Annotated in this window: 16 protein-coding genes; 11 read left to right on the plus strand and 5 right to left on the minus strand. The window is 73.4% G+C overall.

The annotated features are described in order from the left end of the window. Window positions 1-283 precede the first annotated feature (283 nt). The 7 genes from eccD to ACZ466_RS24970 all read left to right on the plus strand — a co-directional run bounded on the left by eccD (window position 284) and on the right by ACZ466_RS24970 (window position 7,436). Window positions 284-1,681: a type VII secretion integral membrane protein EccD gene (eccD, locus tag ACZ466_RS24940; protein WP_378281623.1), complete on the plus strand. Its 1,398-nt coding sequence runs from the start codon at window positions 284-286 to the stop codon at window positions 1,679-1,681. 9 nt (window positions 1,682-1,690) lie between these two features. Continuing rightward, on the plus strand, window positions 1,691-3,097 hold the full coding sequence (eccB, locus tag ACZ466_RS24945; protein WP_378281622.1) for a type VII secretion protein EccB: 1,407 nt from the start codon (window positions 1,691-1,693) through the stop codon (window positions 3,095-3,097). Between the two features lie 285 nt (window positions 3,098-3,382). Then, window positions 3,383-3,703 (plus strand): WXG100 family type VII secretion target, encoded by a 321-nt coding sequence (locus ACZ466_RS24950; RefSeq protein ID WP_378281621.1) that lies wholly within the window; start codon window positions 3,383-3,385, stop codon window positions 3,701-3,703. A 44-nt stretch (window positions 3,704-3,747) separates the two neighbouring features. Next, window positions 3,748-4,041, plus strand: a complete 294-nt coding sequence (locus ACZ466_RS24955) for a WXG100 family type VII secretion target (protein WP_378281620.1) — start codon at window positions 3,748-3,750, stop codon at window positions 4,039-4,041. Between the two features lie 241 nt (window positions 4,042-4,282). After that, window positions 4,283-4,603, plus strand: coding sequence for a hypothetical protein (locus ACZ466_RS24960; RefSeq protein ID WP_378281619.1), 321 nt, complete (start codon window positions 4,283-4,285; stop codon window positions 4,601-4,603). A gap of 35 nt (window positions 4,604-4,638) precedes the next feature. Next, a complete protein-coding gene (locus ACZ466_RS24965; RefSeq protein WP_378281618.1) occupies window positions 4,639-5,886 on the plus strand; it encodes a hypothetical protein in 1,248 nt (415 codons plus the stop codon). Window positions 5,887-6,011: 125 nt separating this feature from the next. Then, entirely contained in the window at window positions 6,012-7,436 is a 1,425-nt protein-coding gene (locus ACZ466_RS24970) for a S8 family serine peptidase (protein WP_378281617.1), read from the plus strand. Window positions 7,437-7,499: 63 nt separating this feature from the next. Here the strand turns inward: ACZ466_RS24970 and ACZ466_RS24975 are convergent, their stop codons facing one another. The 3 genes from ACZ466_RS24975 to ACZ466_RS24985 all read right to left on the minus strand — a co-directional run bounded on the left by ACZ466_RS24975 (window position 7,500) and on the right by ACZ466_RS24985 (window position 10,011). Next, window positions 7,500-8,378, minus strand: a complete 879-nt coding sequence (locus ACZ466_RS24975) for an ADP-ribosylglycohydrolase family protein (RefSeq protein WP_378281616.1) — start codon at window positions 8,376-8,378, stop codon at window positions 7,500-7,502. A gap of 64 nt (window positions 8,379-8,442) precedes the next feature. Next, entirely contained in the window at window positions 8,443-9,243 is an 801-nt protein-coding gene (locus tag ACZ466_RS24980) for a hypothetical protein (protein WP_378281615.1), read from the minus strand. A 120-nt stretch (window positions 9,244-9,363) separates the two neighbouring features. Beyond that, on the minus strand, window positions 9,364-10,011 hold the full coding sequence (locus tag ACZ466_RS24985; protein WP_378281614.1) for a hypothetical protein: 648 nt from the start codon (window positions 10,009-10,011) through the stop codon (window positions 9,364-9,366). Between the two features lie 351 nt (window positions 10,012-10,362). Here ACZ466_RS24985 and ACZ466_RS24990 point away from each other — a divergent pair, with 351 nt between their 5' ends. Next, entirely contained in the window at window positions 10,363-12,087 is a 1,725-nt protein-coding gene (locus ACZ466_RS24990) for a MinD/ParA family protein (protein WP_378281613.1), read from the plus strand. Continuing rightward, complete coding sequence (locus ACZ466_RS24995; protein ID WP_378281612.1) at window positions 12,087-12,548, plus strand: hypothetical protein; 462 nt, start codon at window positions 12,087-12,089, stop codon at window positions 12,546-12,548. Before ACZ466_RS24990 ends, ACZ466_RS24995 begins: the two co-directional genes overlap by 1 nt. A 28-nt stretch (window positions 12,549-12,576) precedes the next feature. Here ACZ466_RS24995 and ACZ466_RS25000 read toward each other — a convergent pair whose 3' ends face one another. Beyond that, window positions 12,577-13,527, minus strand: coding sequence for a DUF6177 family protein (locus ACZ466_RS25000; protein ID WP_378281611.1), 951 nt, complete (start codon window positions 13,525-13,527; stop codon window positions 12,577-12,579). A 126-nt stretch (window positions 13,528-13,653) separates the two neighbouring features. On the opposite strand from ACZ466_RS25000, the gene ACZ466_RS25005 reads away from it, so the two are divergent. Together ACZ466_RS25005 and ACZ466_RS25010 are read left to right on the plus strand one after the other, a co-directional pair. Beyond that, window positions 13,654-15,129: an LCP family protein gene (locus ACZ466_RS25005; protein ID WP_378281610.1), complete on the plus strand. Its 1,476-nt coding sequence runs from the start codon at window positions 13,654-13,656 to the stop codon at window positions 15,127-15,129. Window positions 15,130-15,467: 338 nt separating this feature from the next. Continuing rightward, the gene (locus ACZ466_RS25010; protein WP_378281609.1) at window positions 15,468-16,541 is read left to right on the plus strand and encodes a glycosyltransferase; all 1,074 of its coding nucleotides are present in this window, start codon (window positions 15,468-15,470) and stop codon (window positions 16,539-16,541) included. A 67-nt stretch (window positions 16,542-16,608) separates the two neighbouring features. Here the strand turns inward: ACZ466_RS25010 and ACZ466_RS25015 are convergent, their stop codons facing one another. Then, window positions 16,609-20,247, minus strand: coding sequence for a beta propeller repeat protein (locus tag ACZ466_RS25015; protein WP_378281608.1), 3,639 nt, complete (start codon window positions 20,245-20,247; stop codon window positions 16,609-16,611). Window positions 20,248-20,338: the final 91 nt, after the last annotated feature.

Genomic DNA, 20,338 nt, shown 5'->3' on the forward strand with positions numbered 1-20,338 from the left:
CCTCATTACGGACGAAACCCGTAGGTGTATTGGAGCCGCGCGGTACGCCGAACGTTCCCGGAATGTTCGCCGGAGATCCATGACACCGATGGGGGCGGCGCCGCGTCTGACCCTCCATGAGGCGGCCGCGCGCCCGGCGAGGTGCGGTCACGTGCGTCCTGACCGCGGCGGGCGATCGGGCTCACAAGCTGTCGCGCGAGGTTCGACTCACCGTTTATGTTGTTACGGTTTCCGCCGTGTCGGACTGCCCTGTGCGGCCCGTGTGAACTAGTGAGGGAGATCAGTGGCTACAGTCACCGGGGCGGAGTTGTGCCGGGTCACGGTCGTGGCTCCCAAGCGCCGCATCGATATCTCGCTGCCCGCTCACGTCCCGTTCGCCCAGCTCTTCCCGGCGATCCTGCACTATTCGGGCAACCAGATGGCCGACGCCGGGCTGGCGCACGGCGGCTGGGTCCTGCAGCGCCTCGACGAGGCCCCGTTCGGCGGCGGTACCACGCCGGCCCAGGCGGGACTGCGCGACGGCGAGGTGCTCTACCTGCGCCCGGGGATGTCGCAGCTGCCCGAACTGGCGTTCGACGACGTCGCCGACGTGGTCGCCACCGCCATCAAGGACCGGCGCGACCGCTGGCGCCCGGAGTGGACGCGCACCTACGCGCTCGGTGTCGGCGCCGGAGGCTCGGGCGTCGCCGCGGTGATGCTGGTGCTGTCCGGGCCGTCCTGGATCGTCCCGGCGATCTGCGCGGGCGTCATCGCGCTGCTGCTGGTGATCGCGGCCGTGTCGGTCTCGCGCGCGGCGGGCGACACCCAGGCCGGCACCGTCCTCGGCTTCTCCGCCATTCCCCACGCCTTCCTCGCCGGACTGTTCGGCCCCGCCCGCGACACCGCGCTCGGCGACCTGGGCGCGCTGCACGTGCTGGCGGGCTTCGGCGCCGTGGTGCTGGTCGCGATGATCTGCGCCGCGGCCGTGTCGGACGGCCTGTCGGTCTTCTGGGGGACGGTCGTCGGCGGCCTGCTCGCCGCGATCGGCGCCGGGGTGGCGCTGCTGTTCGAGAACCTCGACCCGGCCGGCATCGCGGCGTTCGTCGTCGTGGTCGCGATGATGCTGACCCCGCTCACCCCGACACTGGCCTTCCGGTTCTCCAAGGTGACGCTGCCGCCCGTCCCGCAGAGCGCGGAGGACCTGCGCCGCGACACCATCATGGTGGACGGCCAGCAGGTGCTCACCCGCACCGCGCAGGCCGACCGCTTCATCACCGGCTTCACCACCGGGCTGGGCATCACCGGGTTCCTCGGGCTCATCCCCTCGGCGTTCGACTCCGGCTGGCTCGGACCCGTCACCGCCGGGGTCATCTCGGTGCTGATGCTGCTGCGCTCCCGGCTCTTCCGCGGCCGCGTCCAGCGGCTGGCGCTGCTGGTGCCGGGCATGGCCGGGATCGGCGTGCTGGCGATCGCGATCGCCTGGGACGGCTCCATGATCATGATGGTGGCCGCGGGCCTGGTCCCGGTGCTGGCGCTGACCGCCGCCGTGGTCGGCGTCGGGCTGTGGCTCCCCGGCCGGCACCCCTCGCCGTTCTGGGGACGGGCCGGCGACCTCCTCGAACTGTTCATGCTGATCGCCCTGGTCCCGCTGGCCGCCGGTGCGTGCGGGCTGTTCTCGTTCATGCGCGGGCTGGCCGGTTAGGAGCTCGTCGTGCAGACACGCAAGGACCTGCTGCAGGCCCACCGCCTGATGACCCAGCGCGCGTCGCTGGCGCTCATCTCCGGTGAGCCCGACAACCCCGAGCTGCCGCTGCGCCGGATGAACATCGGCGCGTTCTCCGGAATCATGATCGCCATTCTGGTGTGCGCGGCGTTCGGCATCTTCGGCATCATCCGCCCGGGCGGCGCCAAGGGCCTCGAGAAGGCCGGCATGCTCCTGGTGGAGAAGGAGACCGGCGCCCGCTACATCTGGTGCGAGGGCAAGCTGTGCCCGGTCGCCAACTACGTCTCCGCGCGGCTGGTGGCCGGCAAGGACGCCAAGAGCCGCCGCACCGTCTCCACCAACTCCCTCAGCAAGTTCGAGCGCGGCCCGCTGATCGGCATCCAGGGCGCGCCCAACACCCTGCCCGACCCCAAGAAGCTGACCAAGGCGCCCTGGTCGGTGTGCGTGCGCGCGGTGAACAGCACCTCCGCCGGCCGCCAGTCGCTGGTCACGCTGGTGGCGGGCCGCAAGGTCGGCGGCACGCAGGTGCGCGACGACCAGGCGGTCGTCGTCCAGGCCGACGGGCAGAGCTGGCTGCTGTGGCGCAACACCCGGCTGCGGATGCCGCAGTACGCGATGGCCACGCTCGGCGCCAGCCCCACCCCGATCGCCGGCAAGTGGCTCGACTCGGTGTCGCAGGGCCCCGACTACGCCGCGCCGCAGATCCCGGGGCTCGGCCAGCGCGTCCAGGGCCCGGCCGGTCAGGGCCAGGTCGGCCAGGTCTTCAGCGTCAACACCTCCTCGGGGTCGGCGGCGTCGTACGTGCTGCTGGCCGACGGGCTGGCGCCGGTCACCCCGATCCAGCGCGACCTGCTCGTCGCCGACCCGCGCACCCGCGCCGCGTACGGCAACCAGCAGGTCCAGCCGATCCAGGTGGACGCGGGCCGGGTCAACTCGATGCCGCAGTCCCGGCAGCAGCTGCGTGACGCCCGCCTGGACGGGAAGGCGCCCGCCATGGCGCCGTACCAGGAGAGCAGCGCGCTGTGCGCGGTGTACGACGACCCGTCCGGCAACTCCGACGCCAAGCTGACCATCGGCGGCTCGCTGCCGGGCCCGCCCGGCGGGCAGCAGCCGGTGGGCGCCGACCAGCTGGTGTTCCCGCCCGGCAGCGCGGCGCTGGCCGGCCGCGTGCCCAGCCCGGGCAAGGCGGCCGAGGTCAACACCTACTACCTGGTGGCCGAGGGCAAGCGTTTCCCGATCAAGGACGCGCAGGCCGCGGAAGGCCTCGGCTACGCGCTTCCCGGCAACGCCTCGAAGGTGCCGGCCGGCGTGCTCGACCTGATCGCGCAGGGCCCGGTGCTGGACCCGGCGGCGGTCTCCACGACCGTTCCGCTGAATGCCCAGTCGGGAAACTGATCCGAAGTTCTTCCGACCAGAGCCGAACCGGATCTGATCACGGCGCGTCCAACCAAAGGACGGATCGGGCATGACAAGTGTGACATCCGTCTCAGACTTGAAAGGGATGGACACCTTGCGATCAAGCCCGTAGTCTGATGCGTACTCTGCGGCGCGCGACCCCCCGCCAAGCTCAGCCACAGGGGTTTTCGTGCTGCTGAACGGGGGCTTACGGCGCGTCGACCCGAGCGCCTCTGCCTTCTTCATCCCCCTCGGGTCGATGTACCCGTTCACTGGAGGTGACGGATGGGGCAGAACTCTGCCGTCAACAGAGCTTCAATGACGCAAGCCGCCGGCGACATCGACGCGTCGGCGAACGTGATCAAGGGCCTGCAGACCCAGCTCGAGTCGCACAAGCAGCAGGTCCGCTCGTCGTGGGAGGGTAACGCCTCCATGGCCTTCGAGACGGTCTTCGCTCGCTTCAACGAGGACTTCAGGAAGGTCCTTGAGGCGCTGAACGGCATGCACGAGAGCCTCGTCCAGACGAAGATCACCTACGAGGCCAAGGAAGAGATGGCCGAGCAGGGCGTGAACAAGGTTCAGGCTCTGCTGAACGGCCGTACCTGAGCGGCGCCTCCGACATGGTGATCGAGGCTGGATAGAGGAGAGAGATGACTGACTTCACCAGAGCGAATTTCGGTGGCCTGACCGAGGGTGAGGCCCAGTTCAGCCTGGCCGCGCGCGCCCTGATGGACGAGCTGAACGACCTCGAGGGCAAGCTGCGCACCAAGCTCAACGAGTGGGAGGGCTCCTCCCAGGAGGCCTACTGGGTCTTCCAGAAGCAGTGGGACGCCGCCGCCAAGGACATGCAGAACGTCGTCTCGCAGCTGGGTCTGGCGATCCGCGACGCGCACGACAACTACCAGCAGGCGGAGCGGACCAACAGCGCCGTCTGGGGCGGCTGAGGCCCGCTTCGGCGAGCGCGCCCAGGATTCTGGGACATAGCGGGCCTTGGTCGCCGACGGCCGGGGCCCGCTCCGCCGGTTTCGGTCGAACCGAGTGAGTTTCTGAGCCGTCTCATCTCCCGGGACGGCAGTGGGAATTGAGAGGTCGGCACTGGCCGACAGGAGGTAATCAGGGATGGCACCACCTCCCGAGAATGGCGGCTACCCCAGGAACCTGCCCCAGGCGGGCAAGGAAATCAAGATGGACCACGACCAGCTGAAGACGATCGCGAATCGTCTTCAGGAGGACCTCGACCGGCTGCGCGACGCGCGCTGGAAAGAGGCCCTCGAGGATTACGGCAATCCTGGTCAGCCGGCCATCGGCGATTACTCCGCGGGCCACGGGCTGCACAACACCACGAAGACGGCCCAGACGGCGATCGGGAGCACCTACGACCAGTTCCTGACCGCCTACCAGAACGTCATCACGGCCCTTCGCGACTCGGAGAAGAACACCCGCAACGCCGACGACCAGTCCCGCGCGGGGGTCAACTCGGTCGGCGGTTCCCGGTTCGCCAGCTGATCGTCATGGGAATGTCACCGAGAGGGGTGAAGTAAGTGGCTCCACCATCAGCGCCCAGCGCGCCCGGGGGCGAGCAGCAGATTCGCCAGGACGTCGGCGGCGCCTCCGACGGCATCGGCGGCTGGAACAGCCTCAAGATCTGGGAAGACCAGTTCGACAAGCTCAAGCAGCTGGTCGACAGCATGAAGCCGGGCACGGTGCGCACGGCCGGCGAGAAGTACACGGGCATGGCCACCGCCATGGGCACCACCGTGGGACTGCTCCACAACCAGTCGTACAAGATCATCGAGGCGTGGGGCGGTGAGGACGCCCGGCTCGCGATGGACCAGATGAACAAGGCGTACCGCGCGGCCCTCGAGATCCAGCAGAAGGGCTCCACGACCGGGAGCGCGCTGACGCAGCACGCGCAGACGCAGACCCAGTGGCAGCAGCAGTACGGCTCGGGCAGCGCGACCGACAGCTGGGTCCGCGAGGTCGCGCGCTGGGGCGCCGGCCCGCTGGTCCCCGCCAGCATGGTCACGAGCTTCCTCGCCAACAACATGGGCGCCGGCGAGGGTATGCACCAGGTGAACGTCGGGACCGAGCAGTCCAACGACCGCTTCCCCGAGGGCATCCGCCAGGACATGCCCAACCCCAACCCGAACGTTCGGGAGAACACTCCCCCCGGTCCTCCGAACACTCCGGGTGGGCCCGGGTCTCCGAAGATGCCCGGTGGCGGCCCTCCGCCAGGTGGTCCCGGCGGCATGCCGCCCGGCGGTCCCGGCGGGCCTGACCTTCCGGGCGGCCCCGGTGGGCCTGACCTTCCGGGCGGCCCGGACGGCCCCGGTGGTCCGGACGGTCCCGGCGGGCCGAACATTCCGGGCGGTCCGAACGGCCCCGGTGGCCCGAACGGTCCCGGCGGTCCGGACTTCCCCGGCGGCGTGGGCAGCGGTTCGGGTGGCCCCGGCAGTGACCTGGCCAGCATGCCCGGCGGCGGCCCCGGTGGCATGCCCGGCGGTGGTCCCGGCGGCGGCCTCGGCGGCGGTGCCCCCGGTGGCATGCCCGGCGGCGCGCCGGTCGGTGGTGCCGGTCTCGGCAGCGCCGGTGGCCCCGGTGCCTTCCCGGGCGCGGGCGCGTTCGGGAAGAACGGCATGGGTGCCGCCGGTGGCCCGATGGGCATGCCGATGGGCGCCGGTGCCGGTGGCGGCGGCAACGACAACGAGCGTGAGCGCTCCACCTGGCTCACCGAGGACGAGGATGTCTGGGGCGGCAACGACGACACCGCTCCTCCAGTGATCGGCTGACGTCGGGCCAGGACGTTGGCGGCGAGATGACAGTGCGGGCAGGCCGGGAATACCCTGGCCTGCCCGCGCCTGTTCCAGGCGGTCTCGGTGTGCGAGGAGTTCTGATGCGGCGGTGGAGTCGGCTTGTGGCCAGATCTGCACTGGCCTTGCTCGTGGTCGGAGCGGTGGCATCCCCGGGCTCGGCGGCGGCCGCGGCCAAGCCGCTCCCGCAGCAGTGGTGGTTCACCAGCTGGGGCGTCGAGGACCGGCTCTGGACGTCGTCGAGAGGCCAGGGTGTCACGGTGGCGGTCATCGACACCGGTGTCCAGGCCAGCCTTCCCGATCTGAACGGTGCCGTCCTGCCCGGCATGGACGCCGAGAGCGGCAGCGGCGACGGCCGCACCGACGTCGACCGGACCGAGTCCAACGGGCACGGCACGGCCATGGCGTCACTGATCGCCGCGCAAGGACGAGGCACGGGGCTGCTCGGCGTCGCGCCGAACGCGAAGATCCTGCCCGTCGTCGCGCAGAGCAAGCCGGCCTATGCCAAGGGCATCCGCTTCGCGGCCGATCGCGGCGCGAAGGTGATCAGCCTCTCCCAGGCCCTGCCCGGAGCGTGCCCTGCGGACCTCCAAGAGGCGGTGACCTACGCCCTCGGCAAGGACGCGGTCGTGGTCGCGGGCGCCGGGAACGACGGCAACGGCTCGAACAGTTCGATGTCCCCCGCCAACTGCGCGGGCGTGGTCGCGGTCGGCGCCGTGGACGCTCAGTTCCGGCCCTGGGTGAAGTCGCAGCGGCAGTCGTACGTGACCGTGGCCGCACCGGGCGTGCAGACGAGCGCCATCCTGCGGGACGGGAAGGTCTCGTTCGGAAGCGGGACCAGTGACGCGACCGCGCTGACGTCGGCGGCCGTGGCGCTGATCCGGGCCAAGTTCCCGAACATGTCGAACCGCGAGGTCGTCCAGCAGGTCATCGGATCGGCGATGGATGTGGGCCCGTCCGGCAGGGACCCCCAGACCGGATTCGGTTTCATCCGGCCGTACCGCGTGTTCAACGGCACCGTTCCCAAGAACGGTGCCAACCCGGTCTTCGAGGCGTACGACCGTCAGGCCAAGAACGCGCAGAAGACCGAGGAGCCTTCGGGGGGTGGCGGGCCTAAGGGCGGGGCGGACATGGCCAGTGTCATCGTCCTGGTCGCGTGGGTCGTCGTCGGTGCCGTCATCGCGCTGGTCATGCTGTTCGTGCTGATGCGGCGGCGGAAGAAGGGGCGGCCCGCGCCGCTCGGTCCGGTGCCGGGGGCGACGCCGAGCTTCGGGGCTCCGTACCCGCAGCAGGGGCAGATGCCGCCGGGGCCCGGTCCGCAGGGGCAGGGGCCTGGCCCGCAGGGGTATCCGCCGCAGGGCTACCCGCAGCAGCCTCCCCAGCAGGGGCCGCCGCAGGGGCCGCCGCAGGGTGGGTACGCTCCGCAGACCCACATGGACATTCCGCAGCAGCCGCGAACCCAGCAGGACATCCCGCAGCAGCCGCGTACGCAGCAGGACATTCCGCAGCAGCCTCCGCCGCGACAGTAGAGCGACACGGAACTCCCCACCGCCGACGTCCGGCGGTGGGGAGTTCCGCTGTACGGGGGCGGGTCAGGCGGTGAACCAGGCGGGGAGGGGTTCACGGGCGTCGAGCCAGGTGCGGGGGACGCAGCCGGCGCCGTGGTGGGCGGCGATGACGCCGCCGGTGATGGCGGCCATGGTGTCCATGTCGCCGCCGACGAGCGTGCTGGTCCGGATGGCGGCCTCGTAGTCGCCGAGCCGGGTCTGGATCGTCCAGAGGGCGAACGGGACGGTGTCGGGGGCGCTGATCCGGGAGCCGTTGCCGACCTCGCCCGCCACCTCGATCGCGGGCCGGTCCAGGAGGCCGGCCGCGCGCCGGACGCCGTCGTGCACGGCGCCCCGCGGTGTGTGCTCCAGGACCGTTTCCAGCAGGTCGGGGACGGTCCGGCCGCGGTGCGCGGTCACGTGCGCGGCGGCCACCGCGATCGCGACGGCCCCGGCGACTCCCTCGGGGTGCGCGTGCGTGATCTCGGCGGACGCGGCGCCCTCGGTGGCGGCCTTCCCGAGGTCGTCGTGGAAGTAGGCGCCGAGCGGCGCGACCCGCATGGCGCCGCCGTTGCCCCACGAGCCGACGCCGTCGAAGAGTTCGGCGTTGATGGCGCGCCAGTCGCCGCCGTGGAAGACGTGGTCGATGAACTGGAGCGCGCCCTTCCCGTAGTCGCGGAACGTCTCGGCGCGTTCGGCGAACGCCTTGGCCAGGGCGTTCTGGTCGACCGTCCCGTGGCGGTCGAGGACGTCGAGCAGGGAGCAGGCCATCTGGGTGTCGTCCGTCCAGGACCAGACCTCCGGTGGGTTCCCCGCCTTCCTGACACGCAGGTGCGGAGGGAACGCCTGGTTTCCGACGGCGTCCCCCACGGAAAGTCCTGTGAGCGCGTCGAGTGCGAGGGCCTTGCGGGCGGATTCGGCCATGCGGGAAGTGTCGTTGAGGTGGCCGGGGGCGGCAAACGACTTACGGCGCGCGAAGGCGGGCGGGTCAGCCGCCGCAGGTCGCGCACGTGGTCAGGTACTGCGCGATCTCGCGGGCGATCGTGGTGGCGTCCTGGAGCGTCCGGGACTGGTCGGGGGCGACCCTTCGGCCGTCCTTGTCGTCCGAGGCGCTGAAGGAGAGGTCGACCAGGGTGTTGCCGGTGCGGAACATCACCAGCACCCTGCCGGACTCGCCCGTGCCGTCGTTCGCGGTGGAGTGGCCGGCGAACGCCTCGGGGCCGACGCCGGGGAGGGGCTGCAACGGGACGCGCTTCTGCTGCAGCGTCCGGTGGCCGGCGAGCTCGCGCTTGGCGGTGTCGGCGCCGCTGGCGACGGTGTCGTCCTGGTAGGCGGTCATCTGGAGCGTCACGTGGCGGCTGGACGCGCCGGACGCCCGCCCCAGCCACCGGCATCCGGCGCGCGGGTCCGTGCCCGCCTGGGTGGACGGGATGGTCTCGGCCGAGGGGACCAGCCGGCCGATCGTCGCGGCCGGCACGACCTCGCAGGGGTTCGCGGGGAAGGACGTGATCAGCGGTTTCTCGGCGGAGCGGCGGATCTCTCCGACCTTCGCCGTCCGCGAGCTGATGTCGGCGACCGCCGCGGCGCCGACGGCGATCGCCGCGACGGCGAAGACGCCGAGCACGATGAGGAAGGTCCTGCGCTGCTTGCGCGACGCCCGCGGAGGCGGCGGAGCGGCCGGCGGGATCGGGGGCAGGGGCGCGGCGGGCGGTGGGGTCGCTTCCTGGGGAGGAAGGAAGTTCGGCTGGGCGGGACGCGCCGGGGGCACGTTCTCGGGGCCCTGTGTCACGGAGCGCTCCTGCGGGGTGACCGTGGGGGTGTCGGCATGAGGTTGGCAACGCTCACCGACGTCCCAGGGACGAAAGGCGAGAGCCCGGTGCCGGTGGCACCGGGCTCTTGGGGAAGGGGCTCAGTTGGCCCAGGTGAGGGTGTTGGCGACGTCGACGCCCAGTTCACCGGCGGTGTTGAAGACGGTGCCGGTGCGGCTGCCCGGGTCGCTGCCGCTGGCCCAGTAGCCCTGCGCGTAGATGACGTACTCGCTGCGCGTCCAGCTGCGGGTCCAGGACGGCGGCGTGCGGGTCAGCGCGGGCAGGCCGCTTCCGGACGGCGGGAGGAGCAGCGTGGGGTTCGCGCCCTCGCTGGTCTCGTCGCTGACCGCGGCGGCCGCGGTGGCGTCGGTGAACTTCAGGATGGAGATGACCGTCACGACCGTGCGCGAGGTGTTGGTGTAGAGCGCGGAGTCCATGTTCTGGACGCACGCGTTGCTGCGTAGGGCGCCCAACAGGTCGGCGTCCGCGCGGCTGATGCAGCTGCCGTTGCGGATGACGCCGGCGCGCGTGAAGGTGTTGCCCTGCGCGGTGGCGATGGTCGGCTTGAGGATGGTGCTCATGTCCGACGTCGTGGCCGGCTGTGAGGCGTTGGACGAGGGTCCGGTGGACGTCGGCACGGCGATGGGGGGATCGGGATCGTCGTCGTCCCGGCTCACCACGAAGAAGACGCCGGCTCCGACGACCACGATCGCCAGCATCGCCCCGACGATGAGGAGGGGGATCAGCACGTTGCCGCCCCCGCCGCTGGGTGGCGGCGGGCTCGGGGGCGGGAAACCGGGCGGGCCGTACGGGGGACCTTGCGGAGGAAATCCCGGTTGGCCGGGCTGATGCTGGCCAGGCCATTCAGGAGGGTTCATCGCAGCTCCAGGCCGATAGTCATGTCAAAGCCGTGTTTAGCACTAAAGATCGGGCAAGACTACCCGGATACCCGGTTCCGGCACACCGGGGATCCCTGTTGTGGCGTGCCCGTACACCCTTGCGCGTCCCGTTGTTCACTGCCGTCTCCGTGATCCGGCCGGGGGTTGACGCTGCGCGGGATCCGCGGAGTCTCGTAGGCTTGCGACGGAGATTGGAGGCAGGTGTCCGACTCGGGTTGGCAGCAGGGCGTGCTGCGTGATCTCGGCGCGTCGCAGCGGGGCCTCGCGGTCCTCGGCCCCCCCTCGGCGTCCTCTGCGGGGGGCACGCTGGGAGCGGAGAGCGCCGCCGCCCCGCCGATGGCGGAACGGTCAGATCCGGTGCCCGCGCCGGAGCCTGCCACCGCGCCTTCGGACGCGGTGCCGCCCGCCCCGCCCCCGCCTCCGCCCTCGTTCGCGGCGCAGCAGCAGCGGGTGGCGCCCGTCGCCGAGCCCGCGCCCGCTCCTCCCGGTCCGCCCGTGGCCGAGTCCGCGCCTCCTCCTCCCGCTCCGCCTGCTCCTCCGATGCCCGTAGCCGCGCCCGTGCAGGAGGCGGCGCCTCCTCCTCCGCCGCCACCGCCGCCGCCCGCTCCGCCCAGCATGCCCGGGCCGCCCGTCCCGCCCACGCCGGTGGCGGACGTCCCCGCGCCCCCGGCACCGCCGCCACCGCCGCCCGCGCTCGACCCGCAGCAGCAGGAGGCCGCGCCCGCCCCGCCCGGGCCCCCGGCCCCGCCGCCGTTCCTGGGGCAGCCGGACGCAGCGCAGCAGCCGCAGCCGGACGCGGCGTCCCAGCAAGGTGCCGAGCAGCAGCCGCCCGCGTTCTCGATGGTGCGTCCCGAGACGGGCGCGTTCGGCGCGTCGCTGGCGTTCGGCGCGCTCGCCGGCGTCGACGACGACGAGCCGTACGACCCCACCGGCGGCATGCAGGGTCCGCCGCAGCAGCAGGCGCAGCACGGCCAGGACCCGGCGGCCGCGGCCGCCGCGGCCGGGCAGCAGGCGGCGCCGCGGCCGCCCGCCGAAGACCTGGTGCGCAAGGTGCAGCACGGCGACCCGCTGGTTCGCCGGATGGGCCGCGGGGTGCGCAAGGCGGTCGGCGGCAGCGCCGGGCAGGACGGCCAGCAGCAAGCGGCGTTCGCCGAGCTCATGCAGCGTTCGGTGCCCAGCTACCGGCAGCTGGCGGTGGCCAGCGTGCGCGGCGGCGCGGGCAAGACGACGATGGCCGCGCTGGTGGCGACCGAGCTGGCCCGCAACCGCACCGACCGGGTGCTGGCCGCCGACGCCGACGCCGAGCTCGGGTCGCTGCCGCTGCGGCTCGGTGTGCACGCGGAACGCTCGCTGTTCGACCTGGCCGGGACGAGCCCGCGCTCGTTCGAGGAGGCCGCGCCGTTCCTGTCGCGGACCGCCGACGGCCTGTGGGTGATGTCCTCGACCCGCGGCGGCCGGATCGCCGGGGAGTTCACCCTCGACACCTTCCAGACCGCGCTGGGGGCGGTGAGCCGGTACGTGTCCGCCGCGGTCGTCGACTGCGGCGCGGGCATCCTGACCGAGCTCAACCGGGGCATCCTCGCGCACGCGCACGGGCTGGTGCTGGTCACTCCCGGCACGGTCGACGGGGCGCTGAGCGCGCGCGGGGCGCTGGAGTGGTTCGCCGCCAACAACCAGCAGGGGCTGCTGTCGCGTACCGTCATCGCGATGGTCTCGCACGCCCCGCAGGTCGGCGCCGACCTCGAGCGCGCCCAGCAGATGCTCACCGCCTGGGGGCTGCCCGTGGTGCACGTGCCCTACGACCGGCACGTCGCCACCGGGAGCGCGCTCGACCTGACCAAGATCGCGGCGGCGACCCGTTCGGCGGTGAACCGGATCGTGCACGAGGTGTTCGCCCGCTCGCTCTCGGCCCCCGGAGCGCCCTGATGAGCATGGACCTGATCGCGCTGGTCCGCCGGCGCCCGGACGTGCACGCGGTCGCCGACGGCCTGGTCGCCATGGGGGAGGCGCTGGAACTGCGCGGCGGCGAGCCCGAGCCGACCCGGCTGTACGACGCGGAGGGCCGGCTGCTGGTGTCCATCGAGGACCCGGTGCAGGTCGTGCTGCAGAGCGAGATAGCGCGGCTGCTGGGGCCGGAGTTCGCGTCCCGGGTCAGCGCGCCGGTGTGGTGGGTGGACGTGCGCGCCGTGGGCGACCTGCCGGACGCGGTGCGGATCGCCCGGAAGTTCACCGAGGCGCTGGTGCACTGGGTGGGCGGTACGAGCTATCCCGACGGGCAGCCTGAGGCGCCCGCGCTGAGCTGGCGCGCGTCCGACCCGTCGGAGCCGGGCGAGGGCGGGCAGGCGGCCGAGGACCCGGCCTTCCCCGGCGGTGTCATCGGGGGCTGACCGGCCGTACCGGGCGTCCGGGACGTGCTCAGGTTCGGGCGGCGGCGGACTGCAGGTGCTGCATGAGCATGCGGTGGCGCTGCCAGCCGTCCGGTGAGCGGCCGTCGCCGAGCGGGAACAGCGTCAGCGGCCGGCTCGTCGGCCCGACCTGCTGGCCGGGGAGTCCGGCGGGGCCGGTGACGGTGCCGGTGACGGCCATGCCGATGGGGGCGGCGGCGCCCGTCCAGCGGGCCTCCACGGTGAGGTCGGCGCGGCCCGGGATGAGCTGGGCGAACAGCGACGCCACCGGCTGCTCGGCGGCCATCGCGCCGATCAGCGAGGGCAGGTGCTGGAGGGGCGGCGGGTCCTCGGGGGCGTAGCCGACGGTGACGGTGGTGACCTCGGAGACGCCGCCGTCGACGGCGGTGAACTCGGCGACGGCCTGGGCCGGGCGCGGGCCGTCGCCGGCGACGATGAGCCGGGCGGTGGCGCGGGCGCGCACGTACTCGGTGAGGCGGTCGGACTGCCAGGGGTGCTGCAGCGGTTCTGCGGGGCCCCAGCCGGCGGGGGCCTTGCCGGTGAGGAGCTGCAGCATCCGCTGCGCGGGGGCGCCGAGGTCGCCGGCGGTGCCGTGCCGGAGCCGGTAGGTGAGGCTGAGCTGGGCGCCGATCGGGGCGGTGGGCCGGGTGGTGAACCCGGGCGCGTAGTCGCGGGCCTCGGGGATGGGGACGAACGTGCCGCCGCTCCACTGGAGGGGGCGTCCGGTGAGGCCCTCGTAGTAGCCGTCGCCGTTGCGGACGACCCACTGGGCCTCGGTGCCGGACGCCGCGGCGCGCATCGGCAGCGACAGCCGCGAGTCGAGCGGGGTGACCAGTTGCAGGGTGCGGCCGGATTCGGCGCACTCGCCGATGGCCTCGGCCGTCCAGGCGGTGAGCGGGACGACGGGGCGGTCCTGCAGCAGGACCATGGCCTGGTCGGTCACTACGTCTACGGTGCTCATCTTCACCCGAGTCTAGTCGGGCCCTGGGGAGAGGCCGGGGGCGTCCGGGGGCGTTCGGGACCGGGACGGGACGAAGTTTCGCGTGACGGCGGTGGTCCATGTCCTGTGTGTGCTGAAATGTTACGGATGCAGCGATCGGCGGCGCCCGACCGCGGGCAGTTCCGGGGCGCCTACTTCAACGGCGACGCGCCGCCGCCACCGGAACCGCCGGTGCGGGGGCGCCGGTGGCGCGTGCTCGGCTGGCTGTCGATCGCCCTGTCCGTGCTGATGGTGCTGGGCAGCCTCGGCGCCTACGGGTTCTGGCGCAGGATCGACGGCCAGATCGCCCGCGAGAACGTCGACGGCAAGCTCGGCGACGACCGTCCGGCCAAGCTCAACAACTCGATGAACATCCTGGTGATGGGGTCCGACAGCCGGGCGGGGGAGAACGCCCGGTACGGCGTCGAGGAGGGGCAGCGGTCGGACACCACGATCCTGCTGCACCTGTCGCCCGGCGGCGAGGGCGCGATCGGGATGAGCTTCCCGCGCGACTCCATGGTGCGGCTCCCCAGCTGCCAGAAGTCCGGCGGCGGCACCGCCCCGGGCCGGCTCGACATGATCAACTCGGCGTACGCGCAGGGCGGCCCGGCCTGCACCTGGAAGACCATCGAGTCGATCACCAACATCCGCATCGACCACTACGTCGAGGTCGACATGGCCGGGTTCAAGCGGGTGGTGGACGCGCTGGACGGCGTCGAGATCTGCGTGCCCAAGCCGGTCAACGACCCCAAGGCCGAGCTGCACCTGCGCAAGGGCCGCCAGGTCGTGCGCGGCGACCAGGCGCTCGGGTACGTCCGCACCCGTACGGGCGGGCTCGGCGACGGCTCGGACCTGTCCCGCATCCAGCGGCAGCAGGCGTTCATGGCCTCGGTCGTCAAGAAGGCCACCGACCGCGGCATGCTCACCGACCCCGGCAAGACCTACGCGTTCCTGTCCGCGGTGGCCAGCTCCATCAAGGCCGACGACCGGCTGACGCTGTCGGCGATGCAGAAGCTGGCCGGCGGGCTGCGCGGGATGAGCGCGGGCAAGGTGCGCTTCGTGACCGTGCCGGTGCAGGCCTACCCGCCCGACCCGAACCGGGTGCAGATCAACCAGGTGCTGGCGGCGCCGCTGTTCGAGGCGATCCGCAAGGACAACACCGTTCCCGAGCCGGCGCCCGTCCCGGCGCAGCAGCGCGGGCCGAACGCGCCCAAGCCGCCGCCCGTGCCGCCCGCGCAGGTGCAGGTCGCGGTCTACAACGCGACGCGCACCGACGGCCTCGGGCAGCGCACCGCCGAGCAGCTCGAGGAGAAGGGCTTCAAGGTCGTCAAGGTGGGGACGCGCAAGCAGGTGTCCGCCGACGCCAAGACGGAGATCCTGTTCGGCCCGGGCGCGCAGCGGCACGCGGCGGCGCTGGCGGCGGCGATGCCCGGCCATCCGCCCAAGCTGTTCCCGTCGGGCAAGCCGGGCCAGGTCTACCTCATCGTCGGCAAGGAAGGCGCGGACATGCCCGGTGCCGCCAAGCCCGTCCCGAAGGTCGCCGGTGAGATTCGCGCCGACCAGGACGTGTGCGCCCGAACGTGAGCCGACCCTGGCTCGGGCGCTTCGTGGCAAGTTACGTCGAAGTGAAAACGTCCGGCTATCCGGACCATCGGTAGGTGTCGGAACAGACCCACCTGTATCTTGGCGGCGCTAAACCAACAAGCCCCCTTATGCGTCCCACAAGGGACGTAACAACTCAATCCGTGTCCGTGCCCCCTGTTCGACCGTGTCACGACCGTGCCCCCCGACCGTGCCTCGACGACCTCGGCCGCCCGCGTGGCGGCCGGTCCCTGAGCTCCCCGACCCCTCGCCGCTTCCGGAGCCGTACCCCGCCCTGGGCTCCGCCGGACCCCTTACGGCCCCCTTCCGGAGAAGGAACCATGCGCCCCGACCCCTTCGCCCTGCTCATGACCGTGTACGGCGGCGACCGGGTGGAGTACGTCCGTGCGGCCTTCCGCAGCGCGGTGGACGACCAGTCGCTGCGGCCGGGGCAGGTCGTCCTCGTCCAGGACGGCCCGGTCGCCCCGGAACTGGAACGCTGCCTGGCCGACCTGGTCGCGGCCAGCCCCGTGCCCGTCACCTTCGTCCAGCTCGTGGACAACCACGGCCTCGGCCCCGCGCTGGACGCCGGGCTCCAGGCCAGCCGGTACGACATCGTGGCCCGGATGGACGCCGACGACGTCGCGATGCCGCACCGGTTCGCGCTCCAGGTGCCGCTCGTGCAGGGGGGCGCCGACCTGGTCGGGGCCGGCCTGCTGGAGTTCGGCCGCGACATCGACGACGTCGTCGGCCGCCGCACCCCGCCCAGCGACCCGCACGACATCGCGCGCTACTCGCGGCTGCACGACCCGTTCAACCATCCGACCGTGGTGTACCGGCGCAGCGCGGTGATCGCCGCGGGCGGCTACGGCGACCTGCCGCTGATGGAGGACTACTGGCTGTTCGTCCGCATGATCGCGAACGGGGCGCGGGTGGTGAACGTGCCCGAGCCGCTGGTCTACTACCGCGTGGGCGACGGCGCGTACGAGCGGCGCGGCGGGCGCGACCTGCTGCGTTCCGAGCTGCGGCTGCAGCGCGAGATGCTCCGCGAGGGGTTCATCTCCCAGCCGCAGTACCTGCGCAACGTGGTGGTGCGGGGCGGGTACCGGCTGGTGCCGACGCTGATCCGGCGTCCGGTGTACCGGTGGATCGTGGCGCCGTACGGTGCGCGCCGCAACCGTTCGCGCGGGCAGGAAGGGGCCGTGCTCGTCGTCACGGAGGGGCCGCCCGGAGCCGAGTCCGTCGCCCCGGCCGGCGCGGCCGGCGTGCCCGTGCCGCGCGAGCCCTACGTCCCGCGCCATGCGAGGGGGAGGAGGCGTGGTGCCGCGCCCCTGTACGGCTCTCAAGACGCCTCTGCGCCCATGAGGGACGCGCCCGGCACGCCCAACCCTGGTGCCACCGCCTGGGAGCGTTAGCGGACCAATGGAGGAGGCCGTGTCCCGTTGCGCGGGGCACGGCCTCCTCTGTATTCGCGTCGTCGCGTCAGGGGACGGGGCGGTCCCACAGGACGGGCTGGTCGCGCGTCGCGTCGGCGGTGCGGCCCACGCCCAGCAGCTTGTCCTTGAACGTGCCCAGGCCGCCGATCGACTGGGCGCCGCCGCCCGCCAGGCCGGTGCCCTCGGGCTTGGACGCCTGCCAGGACGCGCCGTCCGCCGACGTCCACGACACCACGTCGGTGGCGCCCGCCTCGCCGCCGGTGCCCGCCGCCGCGAACCCCTTCGCGGTGGCGGTGAGCGCGGTGACCTGGACGTTGGAGGCGCCCTCGGGGATCGGCGGCTTGGACTCCTTCCACGTCTTGCCGCCGTCGGCGGACACGTAGAACAGCGGGGAGGTGCCCGCGCTGCCCGCCGCCACGACGACGTTGCCCTTGGCCGCGACGTGCGTCAGCGCGCCCTCGGCCACCCCGCCCGGCAACTGGAGCTGCTGCAGCGTCCACGCCTTGCCGTCGGGTGAGGTCCACACGCCTGGACGCGAGGCCGGGCCGTTGCCCACGGCCGGGTCGCGCAGGCCGCCGACCGCGACGAAACCGGACTGGCCGGCGGCGACGCCGCGCATCCACCGGTTGGAGCCGGGCAGCGCCTCCAGGCTGTTGCGGCCGACGCTGCGGCCCCGCTCCCACGTCTTGAGGTCGGCGGAGAACCAGGTGGCCGCGGACAGGCCGTCCTCGCCGACGATGACGTAGCCGGCCGGGCCGGAGGCGGTCGCGTAGGTGGCGAGCGCGGTGTTCCGGGCGGGCTTGAACTGCTCGGCCGAGTCGCCGGCCTGCCAGGTCGCGCCGTCGGCGGAGACGACCACGAGCGGGCGGCGCGGGTTGACCTGGTCGGACCCGACCGCCAGCCAGCCCGCCTTGCCCTGCGCCACGCCCACCAGCTGCTGCGGGCCCGGCCGGGAGAACACGCCCTGCCCGGCCTGGGCGCGGGTCCACGCGGCGCCGTCGGTGGTCGTCCACACCCCGGCGTCGCCGCGCGCGCTGCCGACCGCGACCGCGCGGTCGGAGCCGCCGGCCACGGCCGCGACCGTGTGGTCGGGACGGACCGCGCCGGGCACCTTGGTGATGTCGACCGGGAGCTGGGTGCCGCCGCCGTCGTAGACGCCCAGCAGCGAGTTCAGCTCGCCGCCGCCGTTGTCGGAGCCGACCAGGACGGTCTGCCCGCCGCTCAGCGCCGAGCCGTTCAGGACGCGGCCGGGCCGGCTGGGCAGCGAGCCCGCGTCCTGCCAGGCCGAGCCGTCGGGGGTGCGGGAGATGGCGACGTCGCGGCCGCGCACGACGATGGCCGCGTAGCCCTGGTCGGACGCCAGGATCCGGCTGGTCCGCTGGTAGCCGGAGGACTCCACGCGTCCGGCCTGGGTCCAGGTGGAGCCGTCCTTGGACGCGAACGCCTGCCCGTAGGTCTTGCCGCCGCCCTGGATCTCGCGGATCGCCAGGAAGCCGGTCGCGCCGCCGCCGATCATCAGGCCGCGGGTGCCCTTGGGCACCGGCACCTTCGACTCGGTCCAGCTGCGGCCGCCGTCGTCGGAGCGGAACACCCGGCGCCCCTGCTGGAGCTTCCTGGCACCCGGGTTGGCGGTGTGCAGGCCCTCCAGCAGCAGGACGTCGCCGCTGCCCGCGGCCTCCAGCAGGTTGATGGTGCCGCGCTGGAGCGGGAGGCCGATCCGGCTTCCGGTGCGCGCCTCCCAGCTGGTGCCGTCGGCCGACGTCCAGATGGTGGGCTCGGCGTCGCTGAAGTCGCCCTTCCTGGAGGTGTCGCCGAAGGCGAGGAAGCCAGCGTCGGACGCCACCGCGCGCCGCACGCGCGTGTTGGGGGCGAACGGCTGCCCGGCGCCGTCGGGCTGGCGGGTCCAGGTCTGGCCGTTCTGGCTCGTCCAGACGGCGCCGCCGCCCGGCTTGACGCCGATCGCGACCCAGCCCTTGGCCGAGCCCGCGATCACCCGCGGCAGCTCGCCCTTGGCCAGGCCCTCGGCGCCGCCGCCCTGCACCTCGGCGGGCTTGAACGTGCGGCCGCCGTCGGCGGAGACCAGGAACTGGCCGCGCGGGGAGCGCCCGTCGGACTCGGCGCCGACCGCGACGACCGTGCTGCCGACGGACGCGGCGGAGGTGAGCTGCTGGTCGCGGCCGTCGGTGGCGGCGTTCGGGTCGATCGCGAAGACCGACCCGGCGAGCTTGGCCGCGCCCTCGCCGCCACCATCGCCGTCGCCGCCGAGGGAGGTGACGACGAAGAAGCCGCCCGCGGCGACCAGGGCCGCGGCGGCGACCCCGGCGACACCGATGAGCAGCGGCTTCTTGCCGACCTTCGGGCCCTTGCGCTTGGCCTTGGGCTTGGGTTCGGTGCGCCACGGCTCGTCGATCTGCGGCGGCGGCGCCATGGGCTGCGGCGGCGCCATGGGCTGCGGCTGCGGGACGGGGGCCTGCGGGCCGGGGATCTGCTGCGCGAAGGGGAACGGCTCGGGGGCCGGGGGCGCCTGGTGCGCGGCCTGCTGCGGAGGCTTGGGGGTGTCCGGGATCTCCTGCGCCCACGGGAAGGGCTCCGGCTTCGGCGGTGCCGGCGCCGGGGGAGCGGGGGCGGGCGGGGTGGGCGCGGGCAGCGGAGCCTCGGGGATCTGCTGCGCGTACGGGAACGGCTCCGGCGCGGGCGGGCTCGGCGACGGCGACGGTGACGGGGTCGGCGGAGCGGGCGGGGGCGGCGCCGCGAACGGGGTCTCCGGGATGTGCTGCGCGTACGGGAACGGCTCGGGCGCCGGGGGCGAGTCCGAGGGCGCGGGTGCCGGAGGAGCGGGCGGTGCCGGGGGAGCGGGCGCCTGCTGCGCCTCGGTGCCGGGCTTGGCCGCCGACTCCGCGACCGACTTGGCGTTCGGGATCTGCTGCGTGGCCGGGGCCTCGGACGCGTACGGGAACGTGGAGGTCTTGTCGCTGTCCGGCGACGGCTCCGGCTCGGGCTCGGGGGGTGTGAGAGGCGTCCCGGCGGGCTTGAGCTGCTCGGGCGTGAGCACCTCGGTGCCGGGCTCCTCGGCCCGGGGGGCGGGAGGCAGGCCGGGCGCGGGAAGGCCGGGGCCGGGGAGGCCGCCCTGGGCGCTGAGGTCCTCCAAGCGGACCTCCTCCAGGTGCACCTCCTGCACGGGGGCCTCGTCGCGCGGCGGTTCCTGCGGGGGCAGGGGCGGCGCGGACGGCGCGGGCGCCCCACCCGGCCCCTCGTCGCCGGCCTCGTCGTCGGACCGGCGGCCCGCCGGGGGCATGAACTGCGACAGGTCGGTCACGGTGGTGTCCGCACGCGGGCCCCTGGACGACTCCGAATCCGGGGCCGGCGGAGTCGTGAACGACTGCGGGGGCGGCGGCACCGGCGGCCCCGCGCCCCGGTCGAAGACCTGGGTGCTGCCGTTGGCGTCGAAGTCGGTGATCGTCCGGTCGCTGATGGTGCGGTCGGCCGGCGCGGGCTCGTCCGCGCCGAACGCCGGCAGCGGCGGGGGCTCGGGCAGCAGGTGCGCTCCCGGCGGGAGCTGCCCGCCGTCCAGCCACTGCGGGGGCGGCGGCGCCGCGTGGCCGCCTTCCGGCGCAGGGTTGTCGGGCGACTCGGCCTGGGGCCGGTCGCCGCCCGGCTCGTCGTCCGGAGTCTTCGGTGGGGTCACGCCCGTCTCCCCGTGTTCGGCGAAGTCATGGTCGGTGCGGCGGCCATTGACACCGGGGTGTCGTTCACCGGGGCGTCGAATGCGCCGACTC

The sequence above is a fragment of the Actinomadura rugatobispora genome (assembly GCF_055379765.1).